Here is a 13,675-nt window from a genome sequence, read left to right on the forward strand (position 1 = left end):
CGCCGATCCGGCGGCGCCGAAACCAATTCTACCGGCGACGCCCGCCGGTCTGACCCGTCGTCAGGCGATAGGTCATGACGTTGCGATAGACCTGACCAGACGCCAGGCGCGCGGAACCGAAGGCCGGCTGATTGGGCGTATCGGGAAAGAGTTGCGGCTCCATCGCGATCGCGTCGCCCTCGCGATAGATGCGCTTCGCTTTGCCCGACGACGTGCCGTCGAGAAAATTGCCCGAATAGAATTGCAGGCCAGGCTGGTTCGACCAGAGCTCGAATCCGCGCCCGGATTTGGGATCGAAGACACGCGTCATCAAATGCTGGTCCGGCGTGATCCGGCGTCCGAGGATCCAATTATGGTCATATCCGCGGCCATAGACGAGTTGCACGTCACGCGCATCGCGCACTCGCTCGCCGATCACGCGCGGCGTGCGGAAATCGAATGCCGTTCCCTTGACCGGCCGCAATTCTCCCGTCGGGATCAAGCCGTCGTCGACCGGCAAATAGGAATCGGCCGGGATCGTCACCATCAATCCCATCGCGCTATTGTCCGATCCCTCGCCGGACAAGTTCCAATATGCGTGGTTGGTGATGTTCGCGATCGTCGGCGCGTCGGTGGTTGCACGATATTCGATGCTGAGCGCGTTCTTCTCGTCGAGCGAATAGGTCGCATCGACGGTCAGCGTGCCGGGATAACCCTGATCGCCGTCGCGGCTGACATAGCGCAGCGTCACCGACGCCGTCGACCCGGATTTCACCGAGACCACCGACCATAGCACCTTGTCGAAACCGACGGTGCCGCCATGGAGCGAGTTCTTGCCGTTATTGACCGGCACGCGATAATCGCGCCCGTCGAGCGAAAAGCGGCCGCGGGCGATGCGGTTGGCGAACCGTCCAACGGTCGAACCGAAATATTGCGGCGTCTTGAGATACTCGTCGATCGTATCGTAGCCGAGCACGACATCGGCGCGCTTGCCGCTGCGGTCGGGCATCACCAGCGACTGCAGCGATGCGCCATAGGCGATCACCGTCGCCGACACACCGGCCTTGTTGGTCAGCGTCACCGCCGGCACCGACCGCCCGTCGGGCAGCCGGCCAAAACTCGATTGCCGCGCCTCCGCCGCCATGGCGGGTGTGGCGGCCCCGATCAGCAATGCAGCGAGTGCGAGTGAGCGCAGGACCATGTCTGTCTCCTTCATCCGAGGTAACGATAGGGGGAAATGCCGCGGCAGTCGGGGTCGACTTCGAACAGGCACCCGGCCTGCGGCTCGTCGACGCCGTCGGCGGCCGAGGTCACGAACATCCGGTCGAGCGCGTCGCCGGCGAACGCGACATTGGTGATCTGCGACGCCGGCAAGGCGATGGTCCGCTCGCGCCGGCCCGCCGGATCGAACCGCGCCACGCACGACCCGCCCCAGCAAGCCACCCATAAATGGCCTTCGGCATCGATCGTCATGCCGTCGGGATGACCCCAATCGGGTTCGAACACGATATGCGGCTCGCGCGCGCCGACGCTGCCATCGTCATGGGCGGGGTAGCGGAAGATCGTGTCGAGCGCGGTGTCGGTGTGGAACAGGAACCCGTCGCCGATCGCGGGACCGTTGGGGATGGTATAGCCATCCTCGATCAGGGTGGCCCGCCCATCGGGATCGAGCCGGTAGAAGGCGCCGCTCGGGCGATCGCAGGTCAACGGCATCGAGCCCGCCCAGATGCGCCCGGCGGCATCCGCCTTGGCATCGTTGAAGCGATTGCCGTCGCGCTCGGGCTCGGGCGCGACAATCGTTTCAATCATCAAGGGATCGAACGACAGCGCGACGAAGGCACGCCCGAGCCCGGCGACGAACCCGCCTTGCTCGCGCTCGATCAGCCAGCCGATCGTGTCGGGCATCGACCAATCGTCGACGCGGCCGCTGGCCAGATCGAGGCGATTGACGCGCGCGCCAAGGATATCGACCCAATAGAGCGCGGCTTCGCGGGCGGACCATAACAGTCCCTCCCCAAGTCGGTCGCGGCGGTCGCGTTCGATCACGCGGACATCGGACATCAATGGCTGTCCCGGAGAAGCCCGCGCTGGGCAATGCGCTGATCGTCGACGGCCGGCGCCAGGGTGCGTTCCGCGGTGGTGAGCTCGGCCCGGCGACGGTCGGTAAAGCGACGGTTATCCAATCCGCGCGACCACCCCGAACCCATCAGCCTCTCCGTATTCCTACCCTCGTAATCAGGGCCGTTGCGGTTGGCTTGATAGCGTCAACCAAACAAAGATAGAAACCCTATTTGTCTGACAAAATATCGCGAGGCGCCGAATGGCGTGCCCCGATGACGGCCGGCTTGGCTTGACGCGCTTGGCGGGGCCTTTTCGTCTTTGGTCAGCGCTCGGCCACGCCACGGCCACCGCTGCAGTTCGGGACAGTCGACCACGACGTATTAGTTGCTGACATCTTCCCGCAGTGATCCGGGAAGACCACGCCAAAGGTTATCCGCGCCTTTACCACACCGAACGACCGCATCTTCACACGTCGCCGTCATAAGCATCCTCGCGTTTCTATCCAAGGATGCCGACATGAAGAACGTTTGTATTGCTTTAGTCGCGGCTTTCGCGGTCGCATCTCCGGCCGCCCAGGCGGTCGATCCCCATGTTGCGGTCAGTTCGGCCCAGTACACGATCGGCATCAGCGGCTTCGTGCCGGTGGTGTGCCGTGCCACGGTCGATGCAGTGATGGTCCCTGCCCAGGGTGGCCAGGTCTCGCTGGGCTCGCTCAACGAATTCTGCAACAGCCCCAACGGCTATGAGGTCTATGCCGATTATTCGGCGAACATGGCCAAGGCGAGCCTGCTGGTCGACGGCCACAAGCTCCCGCTCGGCAAGGACGGTACGGTCCGCGTGACCAAGTCGAACCGCGCAGGCATTGCTGCCCACGCGGTTGCGCTGGATTTGCCGAAGGGCGTCGAGCCGGGAACGATTTCGTTCCGGATCGTCGCGCTATAAGGCAGGACAATTCTGTTGCGATGGCACCGTCGACAATAACGGTGTCACCGTGACGGTGATCGTGTCGCTATAGACCGAGGCGGGCGTCTTGCCTTGCCCGCCCTCGAGCAACGTCGCTCGGATCGGCAGGATGCCGGCCGCCGCGTCGAGGCCGGCGCGCACGCAGGTGACCGTCGTGAAGGTCGGGCTGGCAGTCGTTCGAGCCTGTCCCAGGAAGCTCGCTTTGTATGCGAGCGTCTGGTTGGCATTGCCCAGCGAGCCGCCCGAGAAGGTCAGCTTGTAATTGTTCTGCGAGGCGACATCGATCTTATAGGGTCCTGAACTGGCGACTCGGATATAGTTGGTGGTCGGCGTCGTATAGGTCGCGGGAGCGCCCAGGACCTGCGCCGTTGTCAGGTTGCCGACTTCACCGAAGTCGAGGTTGGTGCCGACATAGCTCGCCTGAAGGCCGCTCAACACGACCACGTTGACGACGATCGCATTGGTGACCGTGCCGGTATCGGTGAACGGCCCACCGCCGCCAGTACCGTTGCAGCTGTAGACGATGTCGAACGGCAACGTCGATCCGGCGTTAATGTTGAGATTGGCGGGCAGTTGCAGCGTCAAGTTGAGCGTGAACGTATCCGAGCCGGCATTATTTCCCGAGAATGCCCAACGGAACACGCCGGGCGCCGGGCTGCCGGCATTGATGTTGAGGATCGGCGGCGACTGATTGGTGCCGAAAAAGATATTGCTCCCGGTCGGTCCGCCATTGCCCGATCCTGTCGCGCTGATCGGGATGAGGATGGTGCCGTTCTGCGCCGCGGTCGTGCCCTTGACGTAAAACTCGATGTTGGCCGTCTTCTCGCCGCCTGAGCCATTGACGCGCGACAGCGTGACCCCGGTCAGGTTGATCGAGGTGGTGCTGCCGTTGAACGGATCGTAGGTCAGGTTGGCGATGCCGCCGCTGACCGTGGTGAGACCGCATTTGCCGACGGCGAACGCCGCGCCGGGAGATAGCCCGGCGGCGACTGCCAGCCCCAGAAGTGCGTGTCGAAACAGAGACAAGGCCATACTTACTGCCCTTTGACCGCTTTGAGTTCGTCGACCCGGACAAGACCGTCCGCGTCGCCGGGAATAGTGATCTCGAAGACCGATTTCTTGTCGTCGAGCATGGTGATGCGCCATTTGCCTGGCGCCATCCCGCCGATACCGAACCGGCCCTCGCGGTTGGTGAACACCGTGATCGGCGTGCGTTCGGGATGGGCGAGTTCGACCGCAGTGCCGCTGACCAGCGAGACGGGCTCGCCGTCAATGTCGATCAGGCGACCGACCGCGGTCACCGAATAGGCGGATCCGACCACGAGCCTGTAACCACTCCGGTACGGAGGCAGCAAGCGGAACGAGCCCTGCCCCAGATCGACGCCCGGTTTCGCATTGGGCGCGTCGACCGCGATCGTCCGCTCGGCATAGGAGCTCAGGCTGGGCTCGGTGCCGGCCCTGAGCGCGCCGCTGTTCGCGGTATAGCCGAACGGCGATGGCGAGACGACGATGTTGGTGCCGTCGAGCTTCTTATACGGCGTAACGATCGCGAAGCTGTCGTAGATCGGCCGTCCGACCGAGAAGGCGCCATCGGCGATCGCCAGCGAGCTGCCGAACCGGAGCGACGTGCGCTGCGACGTGACGCTGCCGAACGTGTCCTGGAACGTCCCGAAGTGGCTGAGGCCCAATTCGGCGCGGTTGGTGTAATAATTGCCGGTGAAGTTGATCCCCGACCCGGCATCGCTGCGTTCGACATCGGCGGTCATGTTATACGATCCGACCCCCTGTCCGTAGAGCGTCTGGAACGATGTCCGGACTCGGTTGCCACGGCTATCATAATCGGCACGCGCGGTGGAATAGCGGCCGAGCCGGATGACAAGCGAGACCAGCCCGCCGAACCGCGACCCAAAGGTATCGCGTTCCCAGCGCGCGTCGGCGGTCACCGTCGCGGTCGAGGAGATCCGATAGCCGGTGGTGACCCGATAGGTATGCAGATCGGGTTGGATGCCGCGTCCCTTGGAGAAGCGCCCGTCGAACCCGGCATAGAGCCGCTCGTTGAAGGTGTGCGAATAGCCGCCGCCCACTTCGAACTGGAACTGGTTGTCGGGAACCAGCACGCCGACTGGAGCGAAATAGCGGCTCCGCGTCTCGACGAAGATGTTGAGCGAATCGGCTTGCCCGCCGGAGCGCTGGATCAGCCGCTGGAAAGTCAGCGTCGCGGCGTGCCCGGTATGCGACCCCTTCAGGTTCGACAGCGAGAAATTGCCGGCAAAGGTACCGAACGGCGTCGCCACGACCGCCTCGACGCCACCCATCTGGGTGTTCTTGTCGGCCTGAGCATTGACGCCCAGAGTCAGGAAGTCGCTGATACCGCGGCGATAAAAGCCGGTGAACGCGAATTTGTCGGTATAATGCGGCCCGTGCAGGCCGAGCGGGTTGAGCACGCCGGCATAGAGGCCGAATTCGCTCAGCCCCTTGGCCAGCTGCGACTGGTCGAGGAACAGGTTGAACCGCAACAGATCGGTGCGCCCGGTATCGTCGAGCACCGACAAGCGGATGTCGTTCGCCCCCTGGGTGAACGGGAAATCGCGCAGATTATAGGTGCCCGGCGCGAGTTGAAGGCGCCGGACGATCTGGCCATTAACCTGAATCTCGACGGTCGACGGACGGCTGAGCTGGAAGCTGCGGTCGCCGCGCGGGCGGACCAACTGCTGCGGCTGGAGCACGCTGTACGAGCGGAAGATCGAGAGGCCGGCAATGTCGGGCGCCGACTGGAAACCGCGCGAGACGGTCTGCAGGTCGCCCGCCGTCCAGCGTACGAGGTTCTTCTCGTCGTCATAGACGAGCCGCGATCCCAGCCGCTGGAAGTCGACGCCGTTCGATCCGGGCTGCCAGATCGCTTCGCCCTCGGCGACCACGCCGCCGATCCGCGTCGCGCCATCGAGCGAGAAGATCGGTGAGGCGAAGCCCTTGTCCCCGCCGGCATGGATATAATCTTCCGAGCCGCGGATGTTGAGATAGGCGCTCCAATTCGCCGGCGCGGCAAAGGTGCCGACCCGGTTGCGGTCGAGTGGACTGACCGTCAGCGACCGCGAGGCGCGGCGTTCGGCGGCGATCGTCAGGTTGAGCTCGAGCGTCTGTGGATTGTAGCGGATACCGACACCCGCCGCCTCGAAATCGGCCGGAGTCAGCACCGCCTTGGTCGACAGGCTCGACTGGATCGCGGTGAAGGATTGCTGGTTGAGGACGTTCGACAGCAAGTCGAGCAGGCGCTGCGCCGGAAATTCCAGTTTGCTGTTGGCGGTGATCGTCAACGGCATGTCGCCGAGATATGTCCCGCCGTCCTTGACCGGCACCGTCAGGACGATGTCGCGTCCGGTCGGATTGAGCGTGGCTTGCGGTTGATCGGTCGGCGCGTTCGGCGCGTCGATCGTGACGCGCCGCTCCTGCGCTTGCGGCACCGTGCCTTGCTGGCTGTCGCTATTGGCTCGCGCCGGCGCGCACAGGCCGCCGATGCTCGCGCTCGCCAGCATCAGGCCGATCATGCGGCTCTGGAGCCGCTTAGCCGTCCGGCGTGAAGCTGACATCGACACTGCCCCCATCAACCGGCAACTCAATCGGCAGCGACATGCGCCGCGTCTGGTTGGCCCCCACCAAACCGAACCCAATCGTTTGCTGCGTTTCCGGACCCGACAAGGTGCGACGGAACACTTCCTTACCCGCGGCATCCTTCTCGACGATGCGCAGCCGTCCTTCCGACAGATAACCGTAAGCGGCCGATGCATTGCTCAGGGTGACCAATGGAATCGGCTTGCCCGCCGGATTGTGCCCGATCTCCGCGCTTTGCACCTTGATCGCCGGCTTCACGCCGGTCGGCGCGATGCTGACCAGCACCTGGAAATTGTACAGGATCTGGATCGCCGACTGACCAGCAGGCAGCTTCACCGGCAGCTGCGCCACCGTGACGTAATAATGCTTGCTGGTCTTGAGCTCTGGGTCGCCGACATATTGCACGCGGAACGACTGCGTCTGGCCCGGCTGAATCAGCGCCTGGGGCGGAAAGATCAGCAGATCGCCTGGATCCTTGCCCGTTTCCTTGACGCCGTTCTCGTCGAACTCGAGCGATTGCACGCGCAGCTCGACCGGCAACGGCGTCGCGAACGTGTTCTCGACGGTGATGATCTGAGTCATCCCGTTGCCCGATTGTTTCAGGTTGATGATGACCGGTTGTACCGTCATCGCCACCGCGATCTGCTGTGGCAGGATAAGGCCGGCCGCGAAGGCCGCACTCATCAATATCCTTTTCATTCTCTTCACTTCCCCCTCCCGCTGGGTCGTTTAGAAGGCTGCTTCAAATTGTACCGTGACCGTGTCCGCATAGCGCCCGGCAACCAGCGGCCCGCCCCCCGGCGGCACCGCGATCGTCAGGCCCATGTCGCCCGCGCCGCCATCGGCGGTCGCGATCGCGAGGACGCTGTTATTGGTGGTCAGCACGCTGGCGTTCTGACCCGCCCAGGTCGCGCTGATCTGATATCCCACGAATTCGCCGAACCCGGTCGGCGATTGCCGGTTGCGCGCATTGCCGCCGTCGCGCAGCAGCCCGCCATTGCGGCTGGTGACCGTCAGCCGGTGCGGGGCGTTGCAGATCACCGGCAACGACAGGTTGATCGCGGCGCCACGCGGCTGCGCGGTCAGCGGATCGCCGAACTCGGTGATCAGGATCTCGCCGCTCGTCGCGCCGGTACCGGAAAAACTGGCATTCTGTCCGCCCGTCGCGGTCGGCGCGTTGAGCACGCAGGCCGGCGGCGCGCGCCCGGCGATCTCCAGCCGGCTCTGGCCGGTATCGATGACGTTCTGCGCGTGCGCCGCGACGGTGGTCGCGAGCAGGGCAGGCACGATGAGGGCGATGCGGTGCATCAGCGCGGCTCCACGAATATCCGCATCGTGTCGGCATAATCGCCGGCCAGTAGCGGGGCATTGTCGCGGGCGTTGGACGCGCCCGGTGCGATGTTGAGTCTCAGGTCGATCTCGCCCGCCGTCGGCAGGTCGATATTGAATTGCTGGTCGTTGACGCGGCGCGCCTGGGCATCGGCGTTGAGCACGCCGTTGACCACACCCCACATCACGGTCGCGCGATAGGGCACGGCCGAGCCAAACCCCGGCGCCGGCGCCTGCGTGCGCTGCAGGGTCGGCCACAGGCCGTTATTCTGCGATTCAAGCCGCAACCGGTGCGGATAGTTGCACACCGCGTCGAACTTCACGTCGACGGAAGCGGCGCTGACCGCCAGCGTCGTGGGATCGATCATCTGGTCGATCTGCAGCGTATTGCCGCTCAGCCCGCGGAAATTGATCTGGCTACCCGCCGCCAGCCGGGGCGAGCCCACCGCGCATACCGGCGGGGCGTTGCCTGTAACCGGCAGGGTCTTGGTCGCCACGGTCGACTGGGCAAATGCGGGGGATGCCCAGGCGATAAGCCCGCCGACGACCAAGACCGTTTCAAGGCGGAAGCCGCGTGACATCTCAGGACGCCACGGCCAACGTGACGGTGACGTTGCCCTGATAATTGGTGTCGGCGACCAGCCGCTGGGTCGCGCCGCCATTGGTCGAGAAACTGCCGACCGAGACGGTGATGTCGCCCGAAAACGCCGTCGCGCGCGTTTGCACCGCGGCGGGGTTGCTGCCCGCGCCGGTGGCGAAGGCGGCGGGTGTCGTCGTCCAGCCGCTAGCGGTGGCGGTATAATCGACCACGCGCGAGAAGCCGGCCGGCGGCGTGCTGGTAAAGGTCTGCGCGGCCATCGGCGTCGCGTTGACGGTGATCGTGCTGCGCGCGCTGCAGAACGAGCCCGACAGGACCTTGGGCGGCGACGCCAGGTCGGTCCGCAACAGGCCGGTGTTGAGGTCGATCAGCACGCCCATATCGAACGTCGATCCGGTGCCGGCGATCGTTCCGCCGACGCACATTGCGGGCACGTTGCCGACCACCGCGAATTCCTTGGTGTCGGTGTCGCTGCCGCCTTCGCTCTGGGCCGCGGCGGCGCCGCTCCAGGCGATCGCGACCGCTGCCGCCGACAAGACGGCCAGGCGTTTCAGGTTACGCGTCATGATCACTCTCCCCCCGAAGCGACCGGTCCGAGCTTGACCACGACCAGGCCGCTATAGGCGCCGGCGGTGAGCAGGAAGTCGGACGGTGCGGTGAAATTGGACAAGGTCACGTCGAGATCGGCGACCTTGGGCGCCGGTTGCGTCGGTCCGGTCGCCGACGCGGTCGGCGATCCGCCCCCGGCGGTGGCGGCGGTGGTGACCGTCGCCGATCCCGCCGCCCAGTTCGCCACGGCGGCGGTATAATTGACCGCCTTGGCGAAGCCGGGTTCGACCGAGCTGGCATCGTTCGACACCAGAGCGGTGGCGGTCACCGTGATGGCCGATCCCGCGAAGTTGCAGAACGAACCGGGCAAGGTGACCGTGCGCGGTGCGATGACGGCGATCTTGCCGACCCTCGCTCCTGACGTGTTCGCCATCTGGCCGACATCGACCGGCGCGGGCGTCGGCGTGCCGAGCGTGCACAGCTTGGCGACCGTGCCCGAGACGCCGACATCGGCGGTTGCGGTGTCGGTGGCCTGGGCGTGTGCGATACCCGGAAGGGCGACCGCGGCGAGCAGGGTAAGAGCGAGGCGCTTCATCACAGCTTCTCCGTCAGAACCGTTCAGGGCAGCGAGATGCTCGGCGCCAGCGTCACCAGGACCTGACCCGAATAATCGCCCGCGACCAGCAGCCCGCTGGTGGGGCTCGTCGAGCCCGACAGCGTGACCTTCACGTCGCCCGAGAACAGACCCACCGGAACCGCGCTGCCGGCACCGTCGGTCACCGACGTGTCGGTGGCGTTGGCGCTATTGGCGGCGGCGGTCGCGGTGTAATTCACCACCCGGTCGAAACCGGCCGGCGGCGTGGTGGTGAAGGTCGTGTTGACCAGGCGCTGCGCTTCCACGCTCATCGTGGCGGCAGTGCCGTTGCACCAGCCCTGCAAGGTGCGGGTCTGGCCGTCGAGCTTGCTGGGATCCAGCTTGCCCGCAGTAGCCCCCGATCCCTGCAGCGACAGCTCGCCGGCATTGATCACGTCGGACGGCAAGGTGAACTGGCACCGGTCGCCGACCGAGCCGTTAATCGTAACCGTACCCGTCGCATTCTGCGCGGCGGCGGGAAACGCTGCCGTGGCGGCGATGACCGCTGCGGCGGCAAGGATCGAGGTCTTCATGTCAACATTCCCCAGTTGAAGATCGATCAGGCGCCGGGCGCGATGACGATCGAGATGTTGCCGGTGTACGAGCCCGCGGTGAGCAGGTCGGTCAGCGCGGCGGTACCGAACGTGTCGGCGGTGACGCTGACGTTGGTGCTGCCGTTATTGGCGATGCGGCCGGTGGTCGCGGTCGCGGCGCTCGCCGCGTTGCGGCTGTCATTGCTGAACGTGTCGGTGCCCGACGGCGTCAGCGCGACGGCGACATGCGCGGCATAATCGATGCGCGAGGCATAGCCGGTCGGCGCCACACCCGGCGTGGTCAGCTCGGTCGCGTCGACCGCGACGGTCGGATTGGCGGTGTTGCAGACCACGCGGAAGTTGAGCTGGGCGGCGTTGGCGGCCGCATTGAAGCGGGTCGCCAGGTCGGTCGCCATCGTGCCGTCGGCCTGGGCCAGTTCGCCAAGCGCGACCGTGCCGCCGAAGGTGCTGCCCGAGCCGGGCAGGACCGAGCATTTGTTGGCGACGCTGCCGTTGATGTTGATCGTGCCAGTGACCGTCTGCGCGGCGGCCGGAGCGGCCATCGCGATCATCGAACCGGCGCCGAGCGCCATAAGCATGAACTTGTTCACTTTACCGTTCCTTTTCCAGAATGTTGCCGTTGGCGAGCACTGCCCCCCCGGACCGTTCCGCCCACCCTCGGTTGAAGATCGGCCGGTTCCCCCGAGGGCGGGAAAAGCGGACGTTTGTGCGGGCATCCTCATGACGCCGCACTCACCGTCACCGTTAAGGTGTCGGAATAGGTTCCCCCGACGAGCGCGCTCGATCCGGCATAAGCGGGAGCGGTCACGCGGAGGTAAGTGCCGGGCTGATTGACCGACGTCGAATTGAGCAGCAGGCCCTGCGACTGGCTGACCGGGCCGCGGAACGTGCAAGGCGCGCCGGATGTGGCGGTCAGCGTCGAGACCGCGCACGACCCCGTCGCCGTCGCGGTCGATCCAACCACGTTGAGCGCCACGTCATAAGGCGCGAGCGTGGTATAACCGGTCGGCACCGAGCCGCCGGTCAGCAGGCCGCCATTGGCCGAGACCACCGCGACCCGCGACGGCCCGGTGCAATCGAGCGCGAACGAGAAATCGTGGTTGAGACCGACGACGTCGAAATCAGGCTGCGTATAGGTGCCCGAAGGCGCGGACCCGGTGGCGAAGCCGCAATGGCCGCCAACCGACGCGGTGACCATCACCGGCAGCTGGCGATTGCCGCCAACCACCCCGGGTTGCCCCGCGGCGTAGACCGTTTGCGCGGCGGCGCCCTGCGGAAGCAGTGCGATGCCGATCGCCAACACGATCGTAGTCAATGAACCCCGGCAAGTCACAGTTCGCTGCCCCCTCCCGGACAAATGAACGATGACCCAATGATTGACGAGGTAGCCAAAAACGCAAGAAGAATATTTTACCCTTCATTAACCAATTCAGGTAACCTACCGAATAGAGGCTATAGCCACGGTTATTACGCATATATCCTTGGATATATCGAATCAATATACTTGTGTTTTTCGCTGTTTATTATTGGGACAAAACTTTCAGTCTGAAGTCAGACATAAAATCTATAGTGTAAAACGTCGAAAATAATTCGCGGATATAACTTTGGTTTCCGACGCCAGGTCCAGCCTGTACTTGAACCCGATCCCTGGCCTTTGCCCCCCGCGCGATCCAAACGCCAAGCGGTGCTTTGTTATATAGTTACCAACATATATTCGATTATTGTTTTGTTAAGTAATATTTTTAACGCTTGGATGGAATCGACATGGCCGACTCGACGCGACTCGGCGACGGAACGCACCGAATCGGCGGTGAGTCGCGGAACAAAAGTTAGAGAATCAAAACAGGGCGATGCCCACGGCGCCCAACCGAAGGATATATGCCGATTGTCGCGCGTGGCGGCCGATGCGCGCCGAGTTCCGATCAAATTGGTGACGTGCGGACTGGCGAGGATAGGCATCAACCAAATCCTCCCCCGCCAGGGGGAGGTAGCAGCCGCCAGGCTGACGGAGGGGGCGGACGGCGACACACTCGCCATCGTGCTTCCTCCCCCCTCCGTCGGCCCTAGGTTGGGAACCCAAATAAGCCGTTGTTCTTAAAGCGATCCATTTCCAAAATTCGTCATCCCAGCGAAAGCTGGGATCTCAAGCGGTATCGCGTCACCGCCAGAGACCAACATCGGGTCGGATCGTCCCCCGGACGATCCTTGAGCATGCGGGGCATGCTCAACCCGATGTTCTTTCGCTGGGGTGACGGGAGGTGCGCTGGGTGACGGACGAGTAAGCTGCGGAGTATGTTGGAGCGGCGGGAGGATTCCGCGGGGATGGCGCCAGGAATATGAGTCCTAGCCTAGCCGACACCTCCCTGGCGGGGAAGGATTGGAAGCTGACCGCAACGCACAGGGCTGAATCTCGCCCCCTCCCCCGCACCATAAAGAAACACTCGGCAACTCCCGCCCGGAACCTTTACGAGACGGCAACGATTTCGGTTGATACTCTTGTTAACAGTCAAAGGGGGTGGGATGCGGTCGTTGAGCGAATACCCGGCCGGCCGTGCGCTGACCGCGCGCAGCCTTGCCTTGGTCTGCAAGCTCGAGGTCGGGTTGCCCCGGCTGATGCTGATCTGGGTATTGCTCGCCGGCGCTGCCTGCGGCCTAAGGGTCGCATTCTCCGCGACGCCGATCCTGACGCCGGGCGACGAGCTCGGCAACGCGCTTCCCTATCTATTGCTGGTCGTCGCGCCGATCGTCACCGTCCTGCTCGGCCTGTCCGCCTTTCCGGCGACGGCGCTCCATGCCCAGCCGACGCAGCGCCTGGCGTGGGTCGGCCGCTGGCGCCGGGTCGACGCGGTCACCGCGCGATCGATGCCGCTTTATGGCGCGACCGGGTTCATGGCCTCGTTGCTGGTCGGCATCCTGATCAACGTCCCCATCCGCACCTTCGAGTTCCTGACCGGCATCCCGGCCCTGGGCGGCATGGCGCCCGACTGGTTCCGCACGCTCTATGCGATGATGCTGGCGGACCTGGTGCTGCTGTCGTGCCTCTACGGCCTCGCCTTCGTCCTCGCGCTGCGCCACGTGCCCCTGTTTCCGCGCTTCCTGGCCGCGGTCTGGGCGATCGACGTCCTGATGCAGATCTGCATCGCGCGCGTGATGGGCAATGTCGCCAACCTGCCGGAATCGGTGAGCGCGTCGCTCGCCGACATGCTCGAGGGCAATCTCAAGAAAGTGCTGATCAGCGTCGCGATCTGGCTCCCCTATCTGCTGCTGTCGCGCCGGGTGAACCTGACGTACCGCTGGCGGGTGCCGGTTTGAGTAGCCGCTGCTGATCGTAATCGCTCGCCGATCCATGTAACAGGAGCGGATGGGGCGGGTTCATTCGACCGAGATCTTGCGTCGCGT

The 13,675-nt window shown here is 64.5% G+C and carries 15 protein-coding genes; 2 read left to right on the plus strand and 13 right to left on the minus strand.

The window, feature by feature from the left end; translation table 11 throughout:
• Window positions 1-28: 28 nt before the first annotated feature.
• Genes AC1DRD_RS17275 through AC1DRD_RS17285 form a run of 3 tightly spaced genes read right to left on the minus strand, consistent with a single transcriptional unit; the run spans window position 29 to window position 2,186 of the window.
• Window positions 29-1,180 (minus strand): aldose epimerase family protein, encoded by a 1,152-nt coding sequence (locus tag AC1DRD_RS17275; protein ID WP_478042300.1) that lies wholly within the window; start codon window positions 1,178-1,180, stop codon window positions 29-31.
• 11 nt (window positions 1,181-1,191) lie between these two features.
• Window positions 1,192-2,040 (minus strand): SMP-30/gluconolactonase/LRE family protein, encoded by an 849-nt coding sequence (locus tag AC1DRD_RS17280; protein ID WP_478042301.1) that lies wholly within the window; start codon window positions 2,038-2,040, stop codon window positions 1,192-1,194.
• Complete coding sequence (locus AC1DRD_RS17285) at window positions 2,040-2,186, minus strand: hypothetical protein (protein WP_478029675.1); 147 nt, start codon at window positions 2,184-2,186, stop codon at window positions 2,040-2,042. The genes AC1DRD_RS17280 and AC1DRD_RS17285 overlap by 1 nt, the downstream gene beginning before the upstream one ends.
• Before the next feature lie 370 nt (window positions 2,187-2,556).
• Here AC1DRD_RS17285 and AC1DRD_RS17290 point away from each other — a divergent pair, with 370 nt between their 5' ends.
• A complete protein-coding gene (locus AC1DRD_RS17290) occupies window positions 2,557-2,982 on the plus strand; it encodes a hypothetical protein (protein WP_478029674.1) in 426 nt (141 codons plus the stop codon).
• Here the strand turns inward: AC1DRD_RS17290 and AC1DRD_RS17295 are convergent.
• From AC1DRD_RS17295 to AC1DRD_RS17340, 10 genes are all read right to left on the minus strand, one after another.
• A complete protein-coding gene (locus AC1DRD_RS17295) occupies window positions 2,977-4,035 on the minus strand; it encodes a hypothetical protein (protein WP_478042302.1) in 1,059 nt (352 codons plus the stop codon). The genes AC1DRD_RS17290 and AC1DRD_RS17295 overlap by 6 nt on opposite strands.
• A 2-nt stretch (window positions 4,036-4,037) precedes the next feature.
• Complete coding sequence (locus AC1DRD_RS17300; RefSeq protein ID WP_478042303.1) at window positions 4,038-6,590, minus strand: fimbria/pilus outer membrane usher protein; 2,553 nt, start codon at window positions 6,588-6,590, stop codon at window positions 4,038-4,040.
• Complete coding sequence (locus AC1DRD_RS17305) at window positions 6,565-7,296, minus strand: fimbria/pilus periplasmic chaperone (protein ID WP_478042304.1); 732 nt, start codon at window positions 7,294-7,296, stop codon at window positions 6,565-6,567. The genes AC1DRD_RS17300 and AC1DRD_RS17305 overlap by 26 nt, the downstream gene beginning before the upstream one ends.
• A 45-nt stretch (window positions 7,297-7,341) precedes the next feature.
• Window positions 7,342-7,920: a hypothetical protein gene (locus AC1DRD_RS17310; RefSeq protein WP_478042305.1), complete on the minus strand. Its 579-nt coding sequence runs from the start codon at window positions 7,918-7,920 to the stop codon at window positions 7,342-7,344.
• The gene (locus AC1DRD_RS17315) at window positions 7,920-8,522 is read right to left on the minus strand and encodes a hypothetical protein (RefSeq protein WP_478042306.1); all 603 of its coding nucleotides are present in this window, start codon (window positions 8,520-8,522) and stop codon (window positions 7,920-7,922) included. The genes AC1DRD_RS17310 and AC1DRD_RS17315 overlap by 1 nt, the downstream gene beginning before the upstream one ends.
• 1 nt (window position 8,523) lies before the next feature.
• Window positions 8,524-9,105, minus strand: coding sequence for a hypothetical protein (locus tag AC1DRD_RS17320; RefSeq protein ID WP_478042307.1), 582 nt, complete (start codon window positions 9,103-9,105; stop codon window positions 8,524-8,526).
• Between the two features lie 2 nt (window positions 9,106-9,107).
• Window positions 9,108-9,683 (minus strand): hypothetical protein, encoded by a 576-nt coding sequence (locus AC1DRD_RS17325; RefSeq protein ID WP_478042308.1) that lies wholly within the window; start codon window positions 9,681-9,683, stop codon window positions 9,108-9,110.
• Between the two features lie 23 nt (window positions 9,684-9,706).
• The gene (locus tag AC1DRD_RS17330) at window positions 9,707-10,255 is read right to left on the minus strand and encodes a hypothetical protein (protein ID WP_478029666.1); all 549 of its coding nucleotides are present in this window, start codon (window positions 10,253-10,255) and stop codon (window positions 9,707-9,709) included.
• Window positions 10,256-10,281: 26 nt separating this feature from the next.
• Window positions 10,282-10,866, minus strand: a complete 585-nt coding sequence (locus AC1DRD_RS17335) for a hypothetical protein (protein WP_478029665.1) — start codon at window positions 10,864-10,866, stop codon at window positions 10,282-10,284.
• A gap of 128 nt (window positions 10,867-10,994) precedes the next feature.
• Entirely contained in the window at window positions 10,995-11,591 is a 597-nt protein-coding gene (locus tag AC1DRD_RS17340) for a hypothetical protein (RefSeq protein WP_478042309.1), read from the minus strand.
• A 1,214-nt stretch (window positions 11,592-12,805) separates the two neighbouring features.
• Here AC1DRD_RS17340 and AC1DRD_RS17345 point away from each other — a divergent pair.
• Complete coding sequence (locus AC1DRD_RS17345) at window positions 12,806-13,588, plus strand: DUF2569 domain-containing protein (RefSeq protein ID WP_478042310.1); 783 nt, start codon at window positions 12,806-12,808, stop codon at window positions 13,586-13,588.
• Window positions 13,589-13,675: the final 87 nt, after the last annotated feature.

It is taken from the genome of Sphingomonas sp. P4_G2 (assembly GCF_056401155.1).

Excerpts from the sequence above, each read along its gene's own strand:
- AC1DRD_RS17325 (WP_478042308.1), bottom strand. The coding sequence starts at position 9,683 with ATGAAGCGCCTCGCTCTTACCCTGCTCGCCGCGGTCGCCCTTCCGGGT.
- AC1DRD_RS17315 (WP_478042306.1), bottom strand. The coding sequence starts at position 8,522 with ATGTCACGCGGCTTCCGCCTTGAAACGGTCTTGGTCGTCGGCGGGCTT.
- AC1DRD_RS17310 (WP_478042305.1), bottom strand. The coding sequence starts at position 7,920 with ATGCACCGCATCGCCCTCATCGTGCCTGCCCTGCTCGCGACCACCGTC.
- AC1DRD_RS17305 (WP_478042304.1), bottom strand. The coding sequence starts at position 7,296 with ATGAGTGCGGCCTTCGCGGCCGGCCTTATCCTGCCACAGCAGATCGCG.
- AC1DRD_RS17290 (WP_478029674.1), top strand. The coding sequence starts at position 2,557 with ATGAAGAACGTTTGTATTGCTTTAGTCGCGGCTTTCGCGGTCGCATCT.
- AC1DRD_RS17330 (WP_478029666.1), bottom strand. The coding sequence starts at position 10,255 with ATGAAGACCTCGATCCTTGCCGCCGCAGCGGTCATCGCCGCCACGGCA.
- AC1DRD_RS17280 (WP_478042301.1), bottom strand. The coding sequence starts at position 2,040 with ATGTCCGATGTCCGCGTGATCGAACGCGACCGCCGCGACCGACTTGGG.
- AC1DRD_RS17300 (WP_478042303.1), bottom strand. The coding sequence starts at position 6,590 with ATGTCAGCTTCACGCCGGACGGCTAAGCGGCTCCAGAGCCGCATGATC.
- AC1DRD_RS17295 (WP_478042302.1), bottom strand. The coding sequence starts at position 4,035 with ATGGCCTTGTCTCTGTTTCGACACGCACTTCTGGGGCTGGCAGTCGCC.
- AC1DRD_RS17320 (WP_478042307.1), bottom strand. The coding sequence starts at position 9,105 with ATGACGCGTAACCTGAAACGCCTGGCCGTCTTGTCGGCGGCAGCGGTC.
- AC1DRD_RS17275 (WP_478042300.1), bottom strand. The coding sequence starts at position 1,180 with ATGGTCCTGCGCTCACTCGCACTCGCTGCATTGCTGATCGGGGCCGCC.
- AC1DRD_RS17285 (WP_478029675.1), bottom strand. The coding sequence starts at position 2,186 with ATGGGTTCGGGGTGGTCGCGCGGATTGGATAACCGTCGCTTTACCGAC.